We start from the raw sequence: 22655 nt of genomic DNA, 5'->3' as shown, positions 1-22655 counted from the left end.
ATGAAGCCGACTTTGATACACCGCCGTGGCGGTTTTACGCTGATCGAACTGCTGGTGGTGCTCGGCATTATCGCTTTGCTGCTGACCTTGGCCGTACCGCGTTATTTCCCCAGCTTTGACAAGGCGAAGGAAACCGTGTTGATGGACAACTTGCGCAATCTGCGCACCACCATCGACCAGTACCATAGCGATACGGGGCGCTATCCAGATTCGCTGGAGCAACTGGTGACCAAGAAATACCTGCGCGCCTTGCCCATCGACCCCATCACGGACAGCGATGCCAGCTGGACCATCGTGGCACCGCCTGACGATACGCCAGGCCAGGTGTATGACGTGAAGAGCGGTGCGCCGGGCAACGACCGCAGCGGCACGCCGTTCGCCGACTGGTAGCGCTCATGCGTTTCGCTCGCCGCCGCCAGCGCGGCTTCACTTATCTGGGCTTGATCATCCTGGTGGCGATCCTGGGTCTGGTGGGCGCGGCGGGCCTGAAGATGGGCTCGCTGTTGCAGCGCCAGGCGGCCGAACAGGAGTTGCTCGATATCGGCGCACAGTTTTCCGATGCGCTGAGCAGTTATGCCAAGGCCACGCCAGCAGGCCAGCTGCGACAGCCGACCAGCCTGGCCGCGCTGCTGCGCGATCCCCGTTACCCGCAAGTACGCCGCCATTTGCGCAAGCTGTTTGTCGATCCCATTACCGGCCGCGCCGAATGGGGCTTGCTATACCAGCCTGGCGGCAATGGCATCATCGGCGTGTACAGCCTGTCGCGTGCGGCGCCGTTAAAGGTTGGTAACTTCGAGTCGCGTTTTGTGGGCTTTGAAGGCAAAATGCATTTATCAGAATGGCAATTTATGGGGAGGGATGAATTGCTTGCACCGTCAGGCACAGTCCAGCTTCCTGCGCCACTCCCCATCCCGGCGCCGACAGGCGTACCTCCCAGCGCGCCGCCAGCGCTGCCTCCGGTCTTGCCTGCACCGCAGGAAGCCGTACATCCCGCTGAAGATGCGGATGTGCCGGAACCTGCACCTTCTTAATCTAAAAGAAACAACCACGTCCTGCGAACTATTTTCAGATAGAAATTCCGTGATGCATGCAACTATTTCGCCTTAAAAATAATTGTCATAAAATAAATTAAGATAAAATATTTATAAGTAATTTAGTGATTTTATGCTACCATCCTCATCAGTACTTTTAGTAACAGTACTATCGGTGGCATGCACGGGGCAGCCATACATTTAAAGGGATAAACTATGCAATTGAAATTTATCGCTGCAGGCGTGCTGGCTGTGGCTTCGTTCAGTGCTTATGCTGGCGATCAGACGATCAATGTGATTGCTGATGGCAACACCTATAGTTTCGACGCAGTGGTAGGTGACGGCATCCTGTCTGGCGGCCATGACCTGATCACCCTGGGTAACCTGGGTGCCGGCAAATACAATATCGGCTTGACCGTCAGCGGCCAGAACCTGGTCTTCAACGATCTCTTGTCGAACCTGAATGGAGTGCAGGGACAATCGTTTGCGTTCGGCAAGCTGCAATTTTTCGGCGTGGAGTTTTCGGGCACAGGTCCATTCATACTCGACCTGGCCGGCACCGCGTTCAATGGTGCAGGTTATTCCGGCACCTACTCGGTGAGCGCAGTGCCGGAGCCGGCAACCTATGGCATGCTGCTCGGTGGTCTGGGCTTGCTGGGCTTCGTGGCGCGCCGCCGTAGCGCAGCTAAGGCAGTCTGAAAAAGCGGCTGTTCAAACGTTGAAAAACCCGCCTTGCGCGGGTTTTTCTTATTGTGGTGCGGTTATCAGGCGTTGCGTTTGAAGTCGCGGAAACGGAAGCCGGCGACTAACAGGGTGCCGAAATACACCACGCCGCACAGGGCGACCAGCAGCGCCAAAGCGCCGATACGCAGCAGCGGGTGGTGCTGCATGGCGATCCAGTCGATGCGCGAGGCGCCGTAGCTTGCCACGCCGCCCATGATGCACAGGGCTGGCAGCAAACGCAGGAAGAAGATGCCCCATCCCGCTTCGGGCTGGTAGATGCCGCGCCTGCGCAAGCCCCAGTACAGGAAGCAGGCATTCAGGCAGGCGCCCAGGCCGATTGACAGGGCCAGTCCGGCGACCGCCAGGTGGGGCACGAACAGCATGTTCATCAGCTGTGTGGCGATCAGCACGCCGATGGCGATTTTTACGGGCGTGCGGATATCCTGGCGCGCATAAAAAGCGGGCGCCAGGGTTTTCACCAGGATGATGCCGATCAAGCCCAGGCTATAGGCGATCAACGGCTCGGTCGACATGGTCACGGACTCGGCCGTGAATTTACCGTAATGGAAGAGGGTGGCGATCAGGGGCGTGGCCAGGGTGGCCATGCCGACGGCTGCAGGCAAGGCCAGCAGGAAGGTCAGGCGCAGGCCCCAGTCCAGCAGGGCGGAGTATTCGGTCTTGTCGCCATCGGCATTGGCCTTCGACAGGCTGGGCAGCAAGATGGTGCCCAGGGCCACACCCAGCATGGCACTGGGAAATTCCATCAGGCGGTCGGCATACGACAGCCACGAGATGCTGCCTTCGGCCAGGCGCGAAGCGATACTGGTGTTGATCATCAGGCTGATCTGTGCGGCCGAGACGGCGAATACGGCCGGTCCCATTTTCTTCAGCACGCGGCGCACGCCGCCGTCGGACAGGCCGATGGCGGGGTTGAGCGACAGGCGCGGCAGCATGCCGATGCGCACCAGCGCGGGAATCTGGATGGCCACCTGCAGCAAGCCGCCGACGAACACGGCAATCGCCATGGCGTAGACGGGCTGTTTCAAAAAAGGTGCCAGGAACAGCGAGGCGGCAATGAAGGCGACATTGAGCAGCACGGGGGTGAAGGCGGGAATCTTGAATTCGCGCCAGGTATTGAGGATGCCGCCAGCCAGCGCCACGAAAGACATGCAGGCGATATACGGGAACATCAGGCGCGTCATCCAGACGGCTGCATCGAAGGCGCCGGGGTCTTTGTTGAGGCCGGTTGCAATTGCATACACAAACCAGGGCGCAGCCAGGATGCCGATCAGGGAAACCACCATGGTGGCCCAGACCAGGGTGGTGGCCACGTGGTCGGCCAGTTGTTTACTGGCGTCCTGGCCATATTGGCTCTTGTATTCAGACAAGATGGGCACGAAAGCTTGCGAAAATGCCCCTTCGGCAAACAAACGCCGCAGCAGGTTGGGAATCCGGAAGGCAACAATGAAGGCGTCCGTGTAGGCGCCGGCGCCGAAGGCGCGCGCGAACAAGCTCTCGCGCAATAAACCGGTTACACGGGACAGCATGGTCATGCTGGAAATGGCAGCGAGGGTTTTAAGCAAGTTCATGGGGGCAGATTATAGCTGGGCGCAGCCTGTGCTAACGGTTAAAATACTGTAACAATCACTGATGATTCGCCCTTGCCAGCCCCGTTTTTGGCTGTTTTGGCGACGATAGTCGGTTTTTTGAATTGCCTCTGCTGCAAATTATCGCTATAATCGAAGGCTGTACAGAATTCTGTTACGCAGACACTAATGTTTGACAGGCACTGGTTTGGCACACATGGTTCGGCAGACGCACAGAACGCACCGGTTGGCAAACACTAATGTTTGCAAACGCACTTTGACCCTGTTTTAGGAAATTCCATGGCAAATACCGCACAAGCGCGCAAACGCGCTCGTCAAGCAGTTAAGCAAAACGCACACAATTCGTCCCAACGTTCGACCTTGCGCACGGCTATCAAAGCTGCTCGCAAAGCGATCCAAGGCGGTGACAAGGCAGCTGCTGCTGCAATCTTCCAGGCATCCGTGTCGACCATCGACCGTATCGCTGACAAGAAGATCATCCACAAAAACAAGGCAGCTCGCCATAAGAGCCGTCTGGCAGCTGCTTTGAAAGCACTGTCCGCTTAATATTCGCCGGCAGGCAAGCCGCCGAGGCGGCCTTGCCTGTGCCAGTACGCTGGCACTGGTAAAAAAGCAAAAACCCGCAGATTCGTTCTGGCGGGTTTTTTCGCGCTGGTGTGCCGGTTTTTGCTATGAAAACTACCCGCTTGCGGCGGGTATCGCAAGTGGATTTAGCGCAGCGGGGGCAGATTGCCTATCGTGATGCCTGGCTTGATATTCTTTTGCCTGAACCAGCCCAGGTTCATTTCCAGCGCGTAGCGCACCGGCACGCCCTTGGTCGAACAATGGCTGTCGAGCGTGTGCGGCTGCATGTCTTCGATGTTGACGATCTTGCCGGCGGCGTCGATGAAGGCAACCGACAGCGGCAGCGGCGTATTCTTCATCCACATGCACTGCGTGGCCGGTGCGCCGAAGACGAACAGCATGCCCGCGTTGGCAGGCATTTTTTCACGGTACATCAGCCCCACTTCACGCTGGTCGTCGGTGACGGCCACTTCAGCCTGGATCAGGTGCATGCCGGCTGACAGTTGCGTGGTTTTCAATTGCTGCGCCATGGCGCCGGTGGCGCAGGCTGCCAGTACGATCGCCAGACTGTAACGGATGAAGGAATTTTTCATGGGGAGTGGATGCGCCTTTGCGTAGTAGCAAGAGAAGCGCCGATTAAGCCATGCTGGCGCGCGGCGCGTCAAGCGCATGCTGTTGCGAGTGCTGCCTGGCAAGCTGTGAAACGTGGACTTGCTGCAACAGGCGCCAGGTGTCGGCGCCAGCGCGGTGGGTAGCCTGGACTTACTTTGCCTTGTCGGCGGCGTCAGGACGCTGCTTGTCCTTGCGTGGCTGCGGGATCAGGGGTTTGGACGCATCGGTGCCCGCCGAGGAGTCAGTGGCTGCGGCAGCAGGGCGTTTTGGGTGGGCAGCATCGGTTCCCGCCGAAGATTTGGCCGATGCGGATGCGGGCGGAGTAGGACGCACCGCATCGGTGCCGGCGGAGGAGGCCACGCGTGCTTCCGATTGCGCGAAGGCGCTGCTGGCAAGCAGGGAAAATACCAGGCTGAGTGTAACTTTCGACATCATCATTCCTTTTTTGTCATGAGAATGACGATGATTTTATCGTATTATTTGGAAATAAATAATTCTCATCGGTAAATATTTTTTTGCTATCTATTCTTGTTGTTTCCTGTTGCCCCAGCCGCCTGCCGCTGCCTCTCCGAAGCTATGCGCCAATACCCTGGGCCGGTACTTCGCACCACTCACCCGGCATCAAAGGATGGCTGGCCAGCGAAAACGGTCCGATGGCGCTGCGCACCAGGCGCAGGGTGGGCAGGCCGACGGCTGCGGTCATGCGCCGTACCTGGCGGTTCTTGCCTTCCTTGAGCGTGATCGCCAGCCAGGATGTGGGCTGTTCTGCGCGCGTGCGGATGGGAGGGTTGCGCGGCCACAGCCATTCCGGCTCGGCGATGCTCACGGCGTGGCAAGGCTTGGTGATGAAGTCGCCCAGGTCCAGCGGCGCCTGCAGGCGTGCCAGGCTGGCCGCATCGGGCACGCCATCGACTTGCACCAGATAGGTTTTTGCTTCCTTGCGGTCCGGGTGGCTGATTTCGTGCTGCAGGCGGCCGTCGTCGGTCAGCAGCAGCAAGCCTTCACTGTCGGCATCGAGCCGGCCAGCCGGATAAATGCCGGGAATCGACAGGTGGTCGGCCAGGGTGGCACGGCCTTCTTGTGGGGAAAACTGGCACAGGACCTGAAACGGTTTGTTAAATAAGATGAGTGGCATGGTGAAAGTAGATGGTTCGGTGCTGATGAAATTCTGTGCTGAATTGCGCCGGAATTGCGCTGCGCATGACTTGGGTGTGCTATCCCTGCTAAAGTGCGTTGTTGCTGTTATGTGCCCTAATGGTTTTACAACTCTGCCATTGCAGAGAGCGTCCCACTCCGGAGATTACGATGTACCAACATATCACTGTACCTGCTGACGGACAAAAAATCACCGTCAATGCCGATTTTTCGCTCAATGTTCCCGATAACCCCATTATTCCCTATATTCAGGGCGATGGTACGGGCATCGATGTCACCCCCGTCATGATCAAGGTGATCGATGCAGCCGTTGCCAAGGCGTATGACGGCCAGCGCAAGATCCAATGGATGGAAATTTTCGCGGGTGAAAAATCGACCCGGCTGTACGGTTCCGATGTGTGGCTGCCGGAAGAAACCCTGGCTGCGCTGAAAGAATATGTGGTGTCCATCAAGGGCCCTTTGACGACGCCGGTGGGTGGCGGCATCCGTTCGCTGAACGTGACGCTGCGCCAGAAACTGGACCTGTATGTGTGCCTGCGCCCTGTGCGTTATTTCAAGGGCGTGCCATCGCCTTTGAAAGAGCCGGAAAAAACGGACATGGTCATTTTCCGTGAAAATTCGGAAGACATCTATGCTGGCATCGAATACCAGCAAGGCTCGGCAGGCGCCAAAAAGCTGATCGATTTCCTGATCAAGGAAATGGGCGTCACCAGTATCCGTTTCCCGGAAACCTCGGGCATCGGCATCAAGCCGGTGTCGATCGAAGGCACCGAACGCCTCGTGCGCAAGGCGATCCAGTACGCGATCGACAATGACAAGCCTTCCGTGACGATCGTCCACAAGGGCAACATCATGAAGTACACGGAAGGCGGCTTCCGCGATTGGGCCTATGCTCTGGCGCAAAAGGAATTCGGCGCGCAATTGATCGACGGCGGACCATGGTGCAAGTTCAAGAATCCGAAGACGGGCCGCGATATCCTGATCAAGGATTCGATCGCCGACGCCTTTTTGCAGCAGATCCTGTTGCGTCCGGCCGAATACAGCGTGATCGCTACCCTGAACCTGAATGGCGACTACATGTCAGACGCGCTGGCCGCGCAAGTTGGGGGCATCGGCATTGCGCCTGGCGCCAATCTGTCGGACTCGGTGGCCATGTTTGAAGCCACCCACGGCACCTCGCCCAAGTATGCGGGCAAGGATTATGTGAATCCCGGTTCCTTGATCCTGTCGGCGGAAATGATGCTGCGCCACCTGGGCTGGTTGGAGGCGGCCGAACTGGTGATTTCCGCGATGCAGAAATCGATCGCCATCAAGCGCGTCACCTACGATTTTGCGCGCCAGATGGAAGGCGCGACGCAAGTGTCGTGCTCAGGCTTTGGCGAGACGATGATCGCTCAGATGTAAATGGCATGAGGAGGGCAGGGCGCACGCCCTGCGGGCGAAAAAAAACCCCACTTGTTAAAGAGGGGTTTTTTATACATCTGAGGGCTGGAATTGCTTAGCCTGCCTGGATGTTGGAAGCTTGCTTGCCTTTAGGGCCTTGCGTGACTTCGAATTGAACTTTTTGACCTTCTTTGAGGGTCTTGAAACCGTTCATGTTGATTGCGGAGAAGTGGGCAAACAAATCTTCGCCGCCGTCATCTGGGGTGATGAAGCCAAAACCTTTGGAATCATTGAACCACTTAACTGTACCTGTTGCCATAAAAAGAACTTTCAAAATTAAAACAAATCACACGAGCCATAAAAGCAAGAAGCTTCCTGCCCCCTCCTCGACGTCTCACTTCTTATCAAGCTGTACATTACTGCAACAGTCGATACAGCATTGTTGGCGGAATAAATAATGAAGTCAAGCGCTTTTCCATTGATATTGCCAAAAACTTCACAAGCGGTAAAAAAGCAACTCTTGATTTTGACAGCAGTATCGCCATCTGCGCAGTATCGAGAAAACGCGTAAGATTGAAAACAATTGAAAGGCGCAGATATTGCGCATGACAACCACTGTGAAAGCATTAGAATAAGCGTATGGCAACCAAGCACGACACAGAAACCCTGCTGGAGCGGCAAGTCCTCAAGCCGCCGCCGCTCTACCAGGTGGCCTTGCTCAATGACGATTACACCCCGATGGAATTCGTGGTGGCCATCATTCAGGAGTATTTCAACAAGGACCGTGAAACGGCGACGCAAATCATGCTCAGTGTTCATCGCTACGGCAAAGGAGTGTGCGGCGTGTTCTCTAAAGATATAGCGTGTACCAAAGTGGAGTTCGTTTTAACGCATGCGCGCAAGGCGGGGCATCCCCTGCAGTGCGTGATGGAGGAAGTATGATTGCGCAGGAATTAGAAGTAAGTTTGCACATGGCGTTTGTCGAAGCTCGGCAGGCACGGCACGAATTCATTACGGTTGAGCATTTACTGCTGGCACTGCTGGATAATCCCTCCGCTGCTGAGGTATTGCGTGCCTGCGCGGTCAATATTGATGACCTGCGCAAGACCCTCACCAATTTCATCGGCGATAACACGCCGACCGTGCCTGGCACGGGCGAAGTCGACACCCAGCCGACGCTTGGTTTCCAGCGCGTGATCCAGCGCGCCATCATGCATGTCCAGTCCGCTTCGAACGGCAAGAAGGAAGTTACCGGCGCCAATGTGCTGGTGGCGATCTTCGGCGAAAAAGATTCGCACGCTGTTTACTACCTGCACCAGCAGGGCGTGACGCGACTGGACGTGGTCAATTTCATTTCGCACGGCGTGCGCAAGGACCAGTCGACCGAAAGCGCGAAAGCCTCGGATGGCGTGGAAGAAGCGCCTGTCGATGGCCAGCCGAAAGAAAGCCCGCTCGACCAGTTCACGCAAAACCTGAACAAGGCCGCCGCCGAAGGCAAGATCGATCCGCTGATCGGCCGTGAAGACGAAGTCGACCGCGTGATCCAGATCCTGTGCCGCCGCCGCAAGAACAATCCGCTGCTGGTTGGCGAGGCAGGGGTGGGCAAGACGGCGATCGCCGAAGGCCTGGCCTATCGCATCACGCAAAGCGACGTGCCGGAAATCCTGCAGAATGCCGTCGTGTATTCGCTGGACATGGGCGCCTTGCTCGCTGGTACCAAATACCGCGGCGATTTCGAGCAGCGCCTGAAAGCCGTGCTGAAACAGTTGAAAGACAATCCGAACGGCATCCTGTTCATCGACGAAATCCACACCATCATCGGTGCGGGTTCGGCTTCGGGCGGCACCTTGGATGCATCGAACCTGCTGAAACCGGCACTGGCCAATGGCCAGCTCAAATGCATCGGTGCGACCACCTACACGGAATTCCGTGGCGTGTTCGAAAAAGACCATGCCCTGTCGCGCCGCTTCCAGAAGGTCGACGTCAATGAACCGACCGTCGAGCAAACCGTGCAAATCCTGCGCGGCCTGAAATCGCGCTTCGAAGAGCACCATGGCGTGAAATACTCGGCCTCGGCCCTGTCGACGGCAGCCGAGCTGGCGGCGCGCTTCATCAACGACCGCCACTTGCCCGACAAGGCAATCGACGTGATCGATGAAGCGGGCGCAGCCCAGCGCATCTTGCCGAAATCGAAGCAAAAGAAAACCATCGGCAAGACGGAGATCGAGGACATCATCGCCAAGATCGCCCGTATTCCGCCGCAAACGGTCAACCAGGACGACCGCAGCAAGCTGCAAACCATCGACCGCGATTTGCGCAACGTGGTGTTTGGCCAGGATCCGGCCATCGAAGCGCTGGCGTCGGCCATCAAGATGGCGCGTGCCGGCCTGGGCAAGACGGACAAGCCGATCGGCTCTTTCCTGTTCTCCGGTCCTACCGGCGTCGGCAAGACCGAGGTGGCCAAGCAACTGGCCTTCATCCTCGGCATTGAGCTGATCCGTTTCGATATGTCGGAATACATGGAACGCCACGCCGTCAGCCGTTTGATCGGCGCGCCACCGGGCTATGTCGGTTTCGACCAGGGCGGCCTGCTGACGGAAGCGATCACCAAGAAACCGCATGCAGTGTTGCTGCTCGATGAAATTGAAAAAGCCCATCCGGACATTTTCAATATCCTGCTGCAAGTGATGGATCATGGCACCTTGACGGATAACAATGGCCGCAAAGCCGATTTCCGCAACGTCATCATCATCATGACCACCAATGCGGGTGCGGAAAGCTTGCAAAAGGCCTCCATCGGTTTCACCACCTCGAAACAGGCGGGCGACGAGATGGCCGACATCAAGCGCATGTTCACGCCGGAGTTCCGCAACCGTATCGACGCGACCATCAGCTTCCGCGCGCTGGACCAGGAAATCATCCTGCGCGTGGTCGACAAGTTCCTGATGCAGCTGGAAGAGCAGTTGCACGAGAAAAAGGTCGAAGCCATTTTCACGGAAAAGCTGCGCGCCTTCCTCGGCAAGAAAGGTTTCGATCCGCTCATGGGTGCGCGTCCGATGGCGCGCCTGATCCAGGACATGATACGCAAGGCGCTGGCCGACGAACTGCTGTTCGGCCGCCTGGTCTCGGGCGGCAAGGTTACCGTCGATCTGAACGACAAGGACCAGGTCTTGCTGGAATTCCCGGAACCGCCTGATGCGGCGCCGACGGCTGCACCGGAAACGGTGGAAGTAGAATAAAACAGACAGTTGCGCAGTTAGTATCAGAAAAACCCGCCCACGCAAGTGGCGCGGGTTTTTTTACGTGTATCGTCAATTTTGCAACTGTGTTGCATTTACGCACCTCGCCGAAAATTAGTATTGCAATTGCGCAAGCTGTGCAAGAATCATGCTCCGATGTCGGCGCTGTCCCACGTCGTTTCCATGACCGCTACTTCATAAAAAGATTGACGATCGCTCCTATGAAAATTTCCCGTACGCTCGCCTTACTGTTATTGTCTGCCGGCTTGCTGGGCACGGCCGCCACGCAAGCCCTGGCCGCCGCTCCTGCTTCTGTCTCCGCTACTGCTTCCGCCACCGCCTCCAACGCCTATTTCCGTTTTCCCGCCATCCGTGGCGACACCGTGGTCTTCACGGCCGAGGGCGACCTGTGGAAAACCAGCGTGCGCGGCGGCCAGGCAGAGCGCCTGACCACGCATCCCGGCTATGAAACCAATGCCGCCATTTCACGCGACGGCTTGTGGATGGCGTTTTCCGCTTCCTATGAAGGCGCGCAGGAAGCGTATGTGATGCCGCTGGCCGGTGGTTTGCCGCGCCGTATTTCCTTTGATAATGGTGGCGTGGTGGTGCTGGGCTGGACGGCGCAGGGCGAAGTGCTGATCAGCACGCAAAACACGGATGGCCCCGCCTCGCGGCGCGTGGTGGCCGCCATCGATCCCGTGAAACAGACGCGGCGCGTGTTCCCCGTGGCCGACGCGAATGACGCCGTGCTCGACGACGCCGGCAAGACCTTGTATTTCACGCGTTTCGGCCTGGCAGCAACCAACGACAATGTGCGCAACTACCGTGGCGGCGCGCATGCGCAGCTGTGGCGTTATGATCTCGATGGCAAGGGCGAAGCCGTGCCGCTGATCGCCGATGCGGCCGTACGCGCAGGCAATAACAAGCGCCCCATGTGGTGGCAGGGCCGCGTGTACTACATCAGCGATGCGGGCGGCAGCGACAATCTGTGGAGCATGCTGCCCGATGGCACGGACCGCCGCATGCTGACCAGCTACAAGGAATGGGACGTGCGCAACGCTTCCCTGGGCGACGGCAAGATCGTCTACCAGCTGGGCGCCGACCTGCATGTGCTGGACCTCGCCGCGCCTGCTGCTACATCATCGCCACTGGCCATCAGCCTGGTATCCGATTTTGACCAGCAGCGCGCGCGCCAGATCCGTTCGCCGCTCGATACCCTCTCCAGCGTGCAACTGTCTGGCAAGGATGAACGCATCATCGTAACGGCGCGTGGCCGTGTCAGCATCGCCGGCACGGGCAGCCAGCGCCGGGTCGATATCGCCATTCCGGAAGGTGCACGGGCGCGCGACGCAGTTTTTTCCAGCGATGAAAAATCCGTGTTCGCCATCGTCGACACGACCGGTGAAAACGAAATCTGGAAGTACGCGGCCGACGGTTCTGGTCCAGGTGAACGTTTGACCACGCAAGGCGACAATAACCACCGCTGGAAACTGTATCCCTCGCCAGACGGCCGCTGGCTGGCGCACACCGACAAAAAGGGGCGCTTCTGGCTGCTGGACCTGGCCAGCAAGGCCAATCTGCTGATCGATGACGCTGGCAAGGCGGGCGTGGACAAGCACGATGAAGTGTTATGGTCGCCCGACAGCCGCAACCTGGCCCTGGTGCGCGTGGCCAGCGATCAGCAGCGCGAACAGATCGGCCTGTACAACCTGGCGTCCAAGCAGTTGCATTTTGTGACCAGCGACCGTTATATGTCCGGTTCGCCCGTGTTTTCGACGGATGGCCGCTGGCTGTATTTCTTGTCGGACCGTAATTTTAAATTGTCCAATGGTTCGCCTTGGGGCGACCGCAATATGGGGCCCGTGTTTGACAAGCGCACGGGTCTGTATGCGCTGGCGTTGCAGCCGGGTAACCGTTTCCCGTTCCAGCCCGACGATGAGCTGAGCCGCCCTGGCGTGAAACCGCCCGAGAGCGACGATGAAAAGGCCGCCGAACAGGCCGCCGAAAAGGCGCTGGAAAAAGCCGGCGGCAAAGCCAAAAAAGACCCCAAGGCCTTGCCCGACATCGTCTATGCGGGCCTGGCCGACCGCCTGTATGAGGTGCCGCTGGCCGCAGGTAATTACAGCGGCCTCGATGTTGACGACAAGCGGCTGTATTTCCTCGAGCGCGAGATGGGCGAGGACAAGGCCAGCCTGAAGACCCTGGCCATCGGCAATGCAGGCTCCAAGCCGGAACTGCTGGTGGCCGGTGTGCGCGATTTTGATCTGGCGCGCGACAAGAAGCATTTATATTACCGCACGGCTGCCGACAAGGGACCGGGCGACATGCTGGTGATCGAGGCGGGCGCCAAGCTGCCGTCCGACCTGTCGAAAGCCAAGGTCAAGATCGATGACTGGACCTTTATTTCCAATCCGCGTCTGGAATGGAAGCAGATGTTCAACGACGCCTGGCGCTTGCACCGCGACTTCCTGTTCGACGCCAGGATGCGCGGCGTGGACTGGAATGCAGCGCGTGCCCGTTACGCACCGCTGGTGGACCGCGTGACCGACCGTGCCGAACTCAATGACGTGCTGGGCATGATGGTGGCTGAAGTAGGCGCCCTGCATTCGCAAATCCGTCCCGGTGAATTGCGCCGCACGGAACCTGAAGGCTCGCCGGCGGGACTGGGAGCGGTACTGGTAAAAACGGCGGCTGGCTACAAGGTAGAACACATCTACCGCAGCGAGCCGGAGCTGCCATCCGGGCGCGCGCCGCTGGCCCGTCCCGAGGTGGACGTGAAAGAAGGCGACGTGATCACGGCCGTCAATGGCAAGGACGTGCTGGGTGCGCGCGATATCAGCGATTTGCTGCTGAACCAGGCCGACAAGCAGGTGCTGCTGCAGGTAAAACGAGGCAATGCCGCGCCGCGCTCCCTGATCGTCACGCCGGTGAATATGGCCAAACAGACGGCGCTGCGTTATGGCGACTGGGAGCTGAGCCGTGCCGAACAGGTGGCCAAGGCCTCGCAAGGGCGTATCGGCTATCTGCATCTGCGGGCCATGGTCGATAGCGACATCGCTTCGTTTGCGCGCGACTTTTACGCCAATATCAACCGCGATGGCCTGATCATCGATGTGCGCCGCAATAACGGCGGCAATATCGATAGCTGGGTGATAGAAAAGCTGCTGCGCAAGGCTTGGGCATACTGGGCGCCGCCTGGCGTGCAGCCGTCGCCGAATATGCAGAACAGCTTCCGCGGCCACCTGGTGGTGCTGGTCGATGAACTGACGTATTCCGATGGCGAGACTTTTGCTGCCGGCATCAAGGCCCTGGGCCTGGCGCCGCTGGTGGGCCAGCGCACGGCCGGTGCCGGTGTGTGGCTCAGCGACGATACGCGTTTGAGCGATAACGGCATGGCACGCGTTGCTGAAAACGGCCAGTTCGGCATCGATGGCCAGTGGCTGATCGAAGGCGTGGGCGTGGTGCCTGACGTGGTGGTGGAAAACCCGCCGCACGACACTTTCAATGGCGGCGACCGCCAGCTCGACGTGGCGCTGGACCTGCTGACGAAAAAGCTCAAGGACCAGCCGCTGCCACGCTTCCAGCCGCAAGTGATCCCGGCCTTGAAATAAAGCGGGTGCATGTTGGCCCAAACGCCCGCGATATTTTCCGGGCGTTTTTTTATCGCTACAGGCTGGTGATGGCCTTGAATTGCTGCACGCGCCGGCGCGATACTTCGACCAGTGTAGTGTTTGCGTCCGCCAGATGCAGGTCCAGGCCTTCCGAGGCGTTCGGCGCCACCCTGCTGATATGCGCCAGGTTGACGATCTGTCGCCGGTTGGCGCGGAAAAAAAGTTGAGGATCGAGTCGCTCTTCCAGCTGGCTCAGGGAGCGCAGCATCAAGGGCTGCTGCGCCGCAAAAAACACGCGCGTGTAATTGCCTTCCGATTCCAGCAAGCGGATGTCATCAAGCGCGACGAACCAGCAGCGCTCCCCATCCTTGATAAAGACCTTGCGCGGCGCCGGCTTAGGCGCCGCCTGCACGCGCGCGCCTGCCCGCGCCAGTGCCGCCGCCAGGCGCGCCGCTTGCACCGGCTTTTGCAAATAATCGAGGGCGCTCACTTCAAACGCCTGCAGCGCATACTGGTCGAAAGCCGTGCAAAAAATGACGTCTGGCGCATGGTCCAGCGCGGCCAGCAAGTCGAAGCCGGAAGCACCGGGCATTTGTACGTCGAGCAGTAGCAAATCTGGCTGCAGCTTGCCGATCTGTGTCATGGCATCTGCCGCGCTGGCCGCTTCGCCGACGATCTCCACCTGTGGATGCACCGCCAGCAAGCGCCGCAGTTCGGCGCGTGCCAGGCGTTCGTCGTCCACCAGCAGCACGGTGATTTTTCGTTCGTTCATCGTGGCTCCGGAAGTTCCATCGTGGCGTGCACCCAGCCTGCCTGTTCCACTAATGCCAGGCTGGCATTGTCGCCGCAGACCAGCCGCAAGCGCTGGCGCGCATTGCGCAGGCCCACGCAGGTCGAGCCAGGTGCACTGCGCAAGCTACCCGTATTGGCCACGCCGATTTTTAGCGTAGCCGTGCCGTCATCGCGTAGGGTCCGCTGCGCCGTGATGCGAATGTCGCTGCCTTCGCTACTCGCCTCCACGCCATATTTGACGGCGTTTTCTACCAGCGTTTGCAACGCCATCGGCGGCACGCGCACTTGGTCCAGGCCATCGGCGATATCGAAGGCCACCCGCAGGCGCGACTCAAAACGAATCTGTTCGATAGCGAGATAGGCGCGCACGGCTTCCAGTTCGGCCGCCAGTGGCACCGTCGCATGCTGGCCTGACTGCAGCGCATGGCGCATCAGGCCCGCCAGCTGGTCGATCATGTGGGCAGCCGCATCGCGGTCCTCGTAGATCAGCGCGCGCACGCTATTGAGGCTATTGAAGAAAAAATGCGGATTGACTTGCGCCTGCAGCGCGCGCAGCTCTGCCTCCCGCGCATGCAGCTGCAAAGCCAGCGTTTCTGCTTCGAGCCTGCTGCTGCGGCGCAGGGACAGCACTGTGAAATAAAACACCGTCCAGACAAAGAACACGGCAAACCAGAATAGCAGTGCGCCGGGCAGCCAGGCCACGCCATGGAGCAGGCTGGCGGGATACATGGTGTAAAAAGCTGCCGTGACGCTTGCCGTCTGGATGGCGGCCAGCAGCGCCAGCGAGGGCAGGATGCGCGTCCAGCGCAGGCCATGCTTCGCCCATCCACGCCGGCGCAAAATGCCGTGCCACAGGTGCGACAGCAGCAATCCGCCCAGCGAACCCCAGCAGGCGATGGATATGACGATGCGTAGCTGTGAAGAGCCGCCGTACACGCTGTTGAACAGCGTTAGCGCAGTCCAGCCGGCCAGCTGGAACGTCCAGTACCAGTTGATGCGTGCCAGCAGGGGCGGTTGGTCGGCGGCAGCTGCCATGGCCTAGTTCAGGAACTGTTCGATGCGCTCGAACATCCAGTCGGGCTGGTCGTACATGATGAAGTGGCGCGCCGTGTCCGCCATCTCGATTTTGACGCCTGGCAGTTGCGCATACTGGCTGCGGAAGGTTTGTTCGATGGCAGAACGGGGGGCAAAATCCTTGTAGGCGATCCAGGTGCCCAGTACCAGCGTGGGCGAGGAAATGCGCGCCACGCCCTGGCGCAGGTCGGTAGCGATCAAGGTACCCATGGCGTTGATCACGGTGTCTTTATCCGAACGCTGGCCCCAGGCCATGATCCGCTCCACGTCGGCCGGTGCGGTGACCATGGTGTTGACGGTATGGCGCTGGCCGGCGGCAAAGCTGGCGCCATCCTGACTGCGCATGAAGTCTTGCATCTGCTTTGCCGATTGCTGCAGCTGCTCTTTGCTGATGTTGCTCGATTGAGTAGCGCCTAGCGCTGGCAGCGAATCGACGATGATCAGTTTCCCCGTTTGTTGCGGATGGTCGATGGCCAGTTTCAAGGCCAGGAAACCGCCCAGGCTATGGCCGATGATGGCCGGCTGGCCCAGCTTTTGCGCCACGATGTAGTCGCTCAGCTGCTGCTCCGTTTGCGCCAGTAAATCACCGGCGATGGGAGTCACGCCGGCAAAGCCGGCCAGGGTCAGCACATGGCACTGGCGTGTGGTTTGCGGGCCGCACAGACGGGCCACCGTGGATTGCCATACTTCGCCAGACGAGGCCAGGCCGGGAATCAGAATAATCGGCTGGCCCTGGCCGGTGACGTTCACCGTGAACGCCGAAGGTGCGGCCGCCTGGCTGGCGCCTGCCAGCAGTACGCTGGCGAGCAAGGTCAGTGCTGGTATCGTTTTTTTCATTGGGTGCTACCTCCTTGATCACGATACTAGTACTGCAGCTTGCGCAGCGCCAGCGTGAAGGGATGAGCGGCGGCCGGCGAGGATGAACGGTGGCCGTTTCAGATCCATATGGCCTGGTCTTCGCCATCTTCCGGAAGATAGGTCAGATACTGCACCATGCGGGGAAACGGGCCGTGGTTGGCGCTGGCGCAATGGGGCAGCGCCTGGTGCCAGATGATGAAGTCGCCGGCCTGGCCTTCGACCGGTACAGGACGCAGATGCTCGATGGCCCACTCGCGCGGTCCCTGGCCGGGCGGCACGCTGGCCAGCCAGTCTCCGGCCTGATGCTGGAAACCGGGCACGCAGTGAAAGGCGCCATGCCCGGCCGGGCAGTCCGATAAATACAGCATGCCTTGCAGCTTGAAAGGGATCGGCTGCTGCAGGCTGGTGTCCCAGTGCAGCGGGCTGCCGATGAAATTGTAGGTATCGGTTTCCGGTGGATTGAAGCTGGCCTTGTCGACCGATGCGTAGATAGCCTGCTTGCCATACAGCTGCTGATACGCGCGGCGGATGCGTGCGTTGTGCCGGTTGGCCGCCAGGGCCGGGTGGTCGGAAAACTGCAGCATCAGTCCCCGCTTGCCCGGGTGCGTTTTGTACCACGATGCGGGGTCGTCCGGACTGGCGTCCAGAAATTCCCAGATGGCTGCCTGGGCTGCCAGGCACTGTGTATATGGTACGGCGTTGCGCAGCACCAGGTAGCCATGCTCTTTCCAGAACTGCAGATCGGCGTCGGTCAGCACGTCTTCATGCGGCAGCAGCGCTTCGGCCGGCAAAGGGCGCGTGCGAGCCGCTATCCAGCTGAGAAAATCGCCTTCGGCTGGCTGCGCGTGAAACAGGAATTGCAGGGTCTCTTCCAGTGTTATCCCACGCGCATACAGCACCCGGGCTTCCTGCCGGCTGTTGGCCGCCGTGCCGCCTTGCATGCAGCGTTGCCACAAGCCGTGCAGGATCACGTTGTCGTCCATGGATCTCAACCTGCGCGCAGCCGGCGCCAGAAGGTGGTACGGCTCACGCCCATATATTGTGCGGCAGCGTCGTGGCGGCCACCGAAGCGGGCCAGTACTTCGGCGGCGCTTTCCTGTGGCGCAGGCGGCACAGGAACGGTGGGGACCGGTGCCTGGGGCGCTGGGCCGGCCAGCTCGGGCGCCACCGCCAGCACGAAGCCCGGGGTCAGTGCCTGCAGCGGTTCGGCCGCCAAAAATAAGGCCAGGCGTTCGGCCAGGTTGCGCAATTCGCGCACATTGCCGGGCCAGCTGTAGCAGCGCAGCAGCGGGGCGCAGGCGGTAATTTCCGCGTGCAGGTTGGGATGCGGCCGGGCGCCCAGCGCGGCCAGTGCGTTTTTCAGCGACCACTCAAGCAGGCCGATGATATCGCTGGCCCGTTCGCGCAAGGCAGGCAGGTGCAAGCGCAGCACGGCCAGGCGGTAGAACAGGTCGGCGCGGAAGCGGCCTTCGCGGATGCGCTGTTCCAGGTCGCAATGGGTGGCGCTGATGATGCGCACATTGATGGCGATCGGGCGCGTGCCGCCTACGCGCACCACTTCGCGCTCTTCGAGCACGCGCAGCAGGCGCGTTTGCAGGGCCAGCGGCATTTCGCCGATTTCATCGAGGAACAGGGTGCCGTGGTTGGCCGCTTCGAACAGGCCCGCATGGCCGCCGCGCCGTGCGCCCGTGAATGCGCCATCTTCATGGCCGAACAGTTCCGATTCCAGCAAGGACTCGGCGATGGCGCCGCAATTAATCGCCAGGAAAGGCCGATTGGCGCCCAGGCTGCGCGGGCTTTCGCGGTGGATCGCCTGCGCCACCAGTTCCTTGCCGGTGCCTGTCTCGCCCTGGATCAGCACTGTCGCCGGCGAGCGTCCGAACAGCACCACCGACTGGCGCAGCGCCTCCATCGCTTCCGATTCGCCGCGCAGGTCGTGCAAGCCATGCTTGGCGCGCAAGGTGTCGGCCACGGCCACGCGGCGTCCGCGGTTCGATTCGAGCTGGGTCAATCTGGCCATTTCCAGCGCATCGTCAAAAGCGCGCCGTATCGATGCGGCCGAATACACGAAGACGGCGTCCAGGCCCGCCTCTTCGGCCAGGTCCGTCACCAGGCCTGCGCCGACGACAGCTTTTACGCCAGCCGCCTTCAGTTCATTGATCTGTGCGCGCGCATCTTCTTCGGTGGCGTAGGTGCGCTGGGCCAGCTCGAAACCGAAGGTGGCGGCAAATTCGCCCAGTTCAGGCATCGTGTCCTGGTAGGTCACCACCCCGATGTGCGGCGTGATGCGGCGTGCGCGCGCCAGCGCCTGCATCACGTCGTAGCCGCTGGCCTTGGCGATGATGACGGGTACCGACAGCCGCCCTTTCAGGTAGGCGCCGTTCGAACCTGCGGCGATCACGGCGTCGCAGCGCTCGGTGGCCATGCGCTCGCGGATGTGGCGCACCGCATCGTCGAAGCCCAGGTTGATCGGCTCGATCTCGGCCAGGTCGTCGTATTCCAGCGTGATGTCGCGGAACAGATCAAACAGGCGTGAAACAGAAACAGTCCAGATGACGGGCTTGTCGCGGTGGTCGAGCGGTGGAAGAGGGGAGCGGCGCATGCTTTATTCTAAACGATTTGCTTGTGGACATAGAGCATCTCCTCTAGCGATGGAAGTTGGAGGAATGCGCAGAAACTGGGCTATGATCTGTCAGCACCGTGTGCCCGGGTGCCTCAACTGTATGGCTGACCATGAACTGTGTGCCGACTTCTTCCAATACCCTAGACGATGCCTTGCAGCTGATTGCCTTGCCCGCCTGTGCCTGCGATGCGGGTGGCCTGGTGCTGGCGGTCAATAGCGCATTGCATACTCTGTTGGGTATGGATGTGACGGGGAAGTTGCTGGCAGACTGCTTCAGCGACACTTACCGGGCGTCGAGCAGCAGCATGCTGCGCGGCGCACTGGGTCCGGCAGGGCGCGAGCGTCAATGGGAAAGCAATCTGCAAGGCGGCGTGGCCGTGCAAATCTGGAGCAAGCCTTTGCTGCTCCCCGATGCCAGCATGGGCGCGACCCTGGTGTTTGCCGATATCAGCGTGCGGCAGATGGACCAGCAGGCGCTGCGCAAGACGTTTCTGGAACAGCAGGCCATCCTGGAAAGCGCGGCCGTTGGCATCTTGTTTACCAAGGCGGGCGTCATCGAGGAGTGCAATATCCGCGCAGCCGAAATGCTCGGTTATGCGCGCCATCAGTTGACGCGGCTGCCCGGCGTGGTGCTATACCGCTCGCCGCAGCACTACCAGGAACTGGGCATGGCGGCTACGCCGCTGCTAGCGAAAGGCAAATCCTTTTGCACCGAGCTGGAATTGCGGCGCCAGGATGGCAGCTTGTTCTGGAGCCGCCTGCATGGCCGCGCCGTCGATCCCCTGCATCCTGACGATGGCACGGTGTGGATACTCGAAGATATCAGCGATCACCGCCGCGACGAGGATCAGCTGCGCCACGCCATGCTGGAGCAGCAGGCGATCCTGGACAATGCCTCGGTCGGCATCCTGTTTTCGCGCTCGCGCCTGATCCTGCGCTGCAATCCCCGCTTCGCCGAGATGTTTGGCTACACGCAGCAGGAACTGACGGGCCGCGCGGCGGCCGAACTGTTTCCTTCGTCTGAAGCCTATGCGCAGTTCGGCCTGCAGGCGGCGCCGCGGCTGGGCCAGGGACTGCCGTATGAACAGGAAGAGGCGCAGTTCCGCCGCCGCGACGGCAGCCTGTTCTGGTGCCGTATCCGCGCCAATGCCGTCGACCAGGAGCAAAGCGAAGAGGGCGCCATCTGGATACTCGAGGATGTCAGCGTGAGCCGCCAGACGCAGATGGAAGTGGCGGCCATCATGACCAACGCCTCGGTCAGCATCCTGTTTACCAAGCAGCGCCTGATCACGCGCTACAACACGGGTTTTGCCGAGATGTTCCGCTACCGTGGCGACGAGGCGCTGGGCTTGCCCGGCCGCGCGCTGTATGTATCGCAGGATTCCTACGACATGCTGGGGGCGGCCGCCTTTCCCTTCCTGTCGGTGGGCAAACCGTTCCAGACTGAAGTGGACATGCAGCGCAGCGACGGCACGACCTTGTGGGCGCAGCTGATCGCCTACGTGGTCAACCCGGACGATCCTGGTGCCGGCACCATCTGGATCATCGAAGACCGCACGGAAGCCAAGCGGGCCGAAGAATCGCTACGCAATGCGCTGCTGGAAAACCAGGCTATCCTCGACAGCGCCGTGCTGGGTATCGCGGTGGTCGAAGGCGGCTACAACCTGCGCTGTAACAGCAAGATGGAAGAGCTGTTCGGCTATGCGCCGGGCGAGGTCAATCGCCTTTCCGTGCAGGCGCTGTATCCGGACCTGGCTTCGTGGAAGGTCGCGCGCGGCGAGACTGCGCGCGATTTCGAGGCTGGCCGCGTGCACATGGCCGAATACCAGCTGGTGCGCAAGGATGGCAGCCGCTTCTGGGCGCGGCTATCAGGCCGGCCGTTCGACCTGGCGCAGGTGCATGGGCGTTCGGTATGGATGGTCGACGACGTGACGGCGCGCCGCGAGGCTGCCGACGCGGTGCGCCGCGCGCGCGATGAGCTGGAGTTGCGCGTGTTCGAGCGTACGGCCGAACTGGCCGGCGCCAATACCCAGTTGCAGGATGAAATCATCGAGCGGCGCCAGGCCGAGGCGCGCGTGCACCACATGGCCTATCACGACAGCCTGACGGGTCTGCCGAACCGCGCCTTGCTGACGGACCGCCTGGAACGGGCCATTTTGGCGTCGCAGCGCTCGGCGCGCAAGCTGGCCGTGATGTTCATCGACCTGGACCGCTTCAAGACCATCAACGATTCGCTGGGCCATATGACGGGCGACAGCCTGCTCAAGGAAGTGGCCAGCCGGCTGTGCCGCGCGGTGCGCGCCAGCGATACGGTTGCGCGCCTGGGCGGTGATGAATTCGTGGTGCTGGTGCCCGGCATACGTGGCGCGGATGAAGCGGCGCGTGTGGCCGAGAAAATCATCGAATCTTTGACACCGGCGTTTCCGCTCGATGGCCATGTGCTGCACATCACGCCATCGATCGGCATTTGCCTGTATCCCGATGACGGTGGCGATGTCGATGCGCTGATGCGCCATGCCGACGCGGCCATGTATCACGCCAAGGGCAATGGCCGCAACAATTACCAGTTCTTCACGCATGCCATGAACCAGGCGGCGGCCCTGCATTTTGACCTGGAAAGCAGCTTGCGCACGGCGCTGGCGCAAGACCAGTTCGAGTTGGTGTATCAGCCCGTGATCGATATCGCCACACGCAGCCTGCACGGCATGGAAGTGCTGCTGCGCTGGCGCCGTCCGGGCCACGGCCTGGTGCTGCCGGACCGCTTCATACCCATCATGGAAGAAAACGGCTTGATCGTGCCGGTCGGCGAATGGGTGATGCGGCGCGCCTGCGAACAAAGCATGGCCTGGCAGGCGCAGGGCTTGCTGCCGGTGCCGCTGGCGGTCAATCTGTCGCCGCGCCAGTTCATGCACAAGGGCCTGGTGGCGTCCATCGCGAGCATATTGAAGGAGAGCGGCATCGATCCGGCCCTGCTGGAATTTGAAATTACGGAAACGGCGCTGATGCAGCATGGCGAACACACGCTCGACATCCTGCGGCAGATTAATGCGATGGGGCTGCGCTTGTCGATCGACGACTTTGGCACCGGCTATTCCAGCCTGGCGTATTTGAAGCGTTTCCCCGTCAAGAAGGTCAAGATCGACCGCGCCTTCATCAAGGACCTGGGGCAGAGCGCGGAAGACCGCGCCATCGTCTCGGCCATCATCGCGCTGGCCGACAGTCTGCAGTTGTCGGCCGTGGCCGAAGGCGTGGAAACAGAGGAGCAATTCGCCCTGCTGCAGGTCAGCGGTTGCCGCTATGCGCAGGGTTATCTGTTCTCCGCGCCAGTGCCTGCAGTCAATGCGCAGGCTTTACTGGAACGCAGGCGCTTATTTAATTAATTA

The 22655-nt window shown here is 60.3% G+C and carries 19 protein-coding genes; 9 read left to right on the top strand and 10 right to left on the bottom strand.

Features of this window, described 5'->3' with window-relative positions:
• The 3 genes from HDE75_RS16605 (at position 1) to HDE75_RS16595 (ending at position 1730) form a co-directional block, all read left to right on the top strand.
• On the top strand, positions 1 to 390 hold the full coding sequence (locus HDE75_RS16605; RefSeq protein WP_409254920.1) for a type II secretion system protein: 390 nt from the start codon (positions 1 to 3) through the stop codon (positions 388 to 390).
• Between the two features lie 5 nt (positions 391 to 395).
• Positions 396 to 1031 (top strand): type II secretion system protein, encoded by a 636-nt coding sequence (locus HDE75_RS16600; RefSeq protein WP_260174184.1) that lies wholly within the window; start codon positions 396 to 398, stop codon positions 1029 to 1031.
• Between the two features lie 216 nt (positions 1032 to 1247).
• Positions 1248 to 1730, top strand: coding sequence for an FxDxF family PEP-CTERM protein (locus tag HDE75_RS16595; protein WP_183678242.1), 483 nt, complete (start codon positions 1248 to 1250; stop codon positions 1728 to 1730).
• A gap of 65 nt (positions 1731 to 1795) precedes the next feature.
• On the opposite strand, the gene murJ is transcribed toward HDE75_RS16595, so the two are convergent.
• Complete coding sequence (gene murJ, locus HDE75_RS16590) at positions 1796 to 3343, bottom strand: murein biosynthesis integral membrane protein MurJ (protein WP_183678240.1); 1548 nt, start codon at positions 3341 to 3343, stop codon at positions 1796 to 1798.
• A 297-nt stretch (positions 3344 to 3640) separates the two neighbouring features.
• Between murJ and rpsT the strand changes: the two genes are divergently transcribed.
• Complete coding sequence (gene rpsT / locus HDE75_RS16585) at positions 3641 to 3907, top strand: 30S ribosomal protein S20 (RefSeq protein ID WP_010395935.1); 267 nt, start codon at positions 3641 to 3643, stop codon at positions 3905 to 3907.
• A gap of 164 nt (positions 3908 to 4071) precedes the next feature.
• Here rpsT and HDE75_RS16580 read toward each other — a convergent pair whose 3' ends face one another.
• The 3 genes from HDE75_RS16580 to HDE75_RS16570 all read right to left on the bottom strand — a co-directional run bounded on the left by HDE75_RS16580 (position 4072) and on the right by HDE75_RS16570 (position 5672).
• On the bottom strand, positions 4072 to 4518 hold the full coding sequence (locus HDE75_RS16580) for a DUF192 domain-containing protein (RefSeq protein ID WP_183678238.1): 447 nt from the start codon (positions 4516 to 4518) through the stop codon (positions 4072 to 4074).
• A gap of 169 nt (positions 4519 to 4687) precedes the next feature.
• Complete coding sequence (locus tag HDE75_RS16575; RefSeq protein WP_183678236.1) at positions 4688 to 4969, bottom strand: hypothetical protein; 282 nt, start codon at positions 4967 to 4969, stop codon at positions 4688 to 4690.
• Between the two features lie 142 nt (positions 4970 to 5111).
• Positions 5112 to 5672, bottom strand: a complete 561-nt coding sequence (locus HDE75_RS16570; protein WP_183678234.1) for a pseudouridine synthase — start codon at positions 5670 to 5672, stop codon at positions 5112 to 5114.
• A gap of 170 nt (positions 5673 to 5842) precedes the next feature.
• Between HDE75_RS16570 and icd the strand changes: the two genes are divergently transcribed.
• Entirely contained in the window at positions 5843 to 7096 is a 1254-nt protein-coding gene (icd, locus tag HDE75_RS16565; RefSeq protein ID WP_183678232.1) for an NADP-dependent isocitrate dehydrogenase, read from the top strand.
• Between the two features lie 94 nt (positions 7097 to 7190).
• Here the strand turns inward: icd and cspE are convergent, their stop codons facing one another.
• Entirely contained in the window at positions 7191 to 7394 is a 204-nt protein-coding gene (gene cspE, locus HDE75_RS16560; RefSeq protein WP_038495037.1) for a transcription antiterminator/RNA stability regulator CspE, read from the bottom strand.
• Between the two features lie 320 nt (positions 7395 to 7714).
• Here cspE and clpS point away from each other — a divergent pair, with 320 nt between their 5' ends.
• From clpS to HDE75_RS16545, 3 genes are all read left to right on the top strand, one after another.
• Positions 7715 to 8017 (top strand): ATP-dependent Clp protease adapter ClpS, encoded by a 303-nt coding sequence (clpS, locus tag HDE75_RS16555; protein ID WP_034751577.1) that lies wholly within the window; start codon positions 7715 to 7717, stop codon positions 8015 to 8017.
• Positions 8014 to 10314: an ATP-dependent Clp protease ATP-binding subunit ClpA gene (gene clpA / locus HDE75_RS16550; protein ID WP_183678230.1), complete on the top strand. Its 2301-nt coding sequence runs from the start codon at positions 8014 to 8016 to the stop codon at positions 10312 to 10314. The genes clpS and clpA overlap by 4 nt, the downstream gene beginning before the upstream one ends.
• A gap of 221 nt (positions 10315 to 10535) precedes the next feature.
• The gene (locus tag HDE75_RS16545) at positions 10536 to 13925 is read left to right on the top strand and encodes a S41 family peptidase (protein WP_183678228.1); all 3390 of its coding nucleotides are present in this window, start codon (positions 10536 to 10538) and stop codon (positions 13923 to 13925) included.
• Between the two features lie 55 nt (positions 13926 to 13980).
• Here the strand turns inward: HDE75_RS16545 and HDE75_RS16540 are convergent, their stop codons facing one another.
• The 5 genes from HDE75_RS16540 to prpR all read right to left on the bottom strand — a co-directional run bounded on the left by HDE75_RS16540 (position 13981) and on the right by prpR (position 19251).
• Positions 13981 to 14697, bottom strand: coding sequence for a LytR/AlgR family response regulator transcription factor (locus tag HDE75_RS16540; RefSeq protein ID WP_221291911.1), 717 nt, complete (start codon positions 14695 to 14697; stop codon positions 13981 to 13983).
• The gene (locus HDE75_RS16535; RefSeq protein ID WP_183678226.1) at positions 14694 to 15752 is read right to left on the bottom strand and encodes a sensor histidine kinase; all 1059 of its coding nucleotides are present in this window, start codon (positions 15750 to 15752) and stop codon (positions 14694 to 14696) included. The genes HDE75_RS16540 and HDE75_RS16535 overlap by 4 nt, the downstream gene beginning before the upstream one ends.
• Positions 15753 to 15755: 3 nt before the next feature.
• Complete coding sequence (locus HDE75_RS16530) at positions 15756 to 16628, bottom strand: alpha/beta fold hydrolase (RefSeq protein ID WP_183678224.1); 873 nt, start codon at positions 16626 to 16628, stop codon at positions 15756 to 15758.
• 98 nt (positions 16629 to 16726) lie between these two features.
• Positions 16727 to 17632, bottom strand: a complete 906-nt coding sequence (locus HDE75_RS16525; protein ID WP_183678222.1) for a phytanoyl-CoA dioxygenase family protein — start codon at positions 17630 to 17632, stop codon at positions 16727 to 16729.
• 5 nt (positions 17633 to 17637) lie between these two features.
• A complete protein-coding gene (gene prpR, locus HDE75_RS16520; RefSeq protein ID WP_183678220.1) occupies positions 17638 to 19251 on the bottom strand; it encodes a propionate catabolism operon regulatory protein PrpR in 1614 nt (537 codons plus the stop codon).
• Positions 19252 to 19382: 131 nt separating this feature from the next.
• On the opposite strand from prpR, the gene HDE75_RS16515 reads away from it, so the two are divergent.
• Positions 19383 to 22652 (top strand): bifunctional diguanylate cyclase/phosphodiesterase, encoded by a 3270-nt coding sequence (locus HDE75_RS16515; protein ID WP_183678219.1) that lies wholly within the window; start codon positions 19383 to 19385, stop codon positions 22650 to 22652.
• Positions 22653 to 22655 lie beyond the last annotated feature (3 nt).

Origin of the sequence: Janthinobacterium silvisoli (assembly GCF_014200725.1) — a bacterium.
In the GTDB taxonomy this organism is placed as follows: domain Bacteria; phylum Pseudomonadota; class Gammaproteobacteria; order Burkholderiales; family Burkholderiaceae_D; genus Janthinobacterium.
This window is presented reverse-complemented; position numbering and strand designations above follow the sequence as displayed.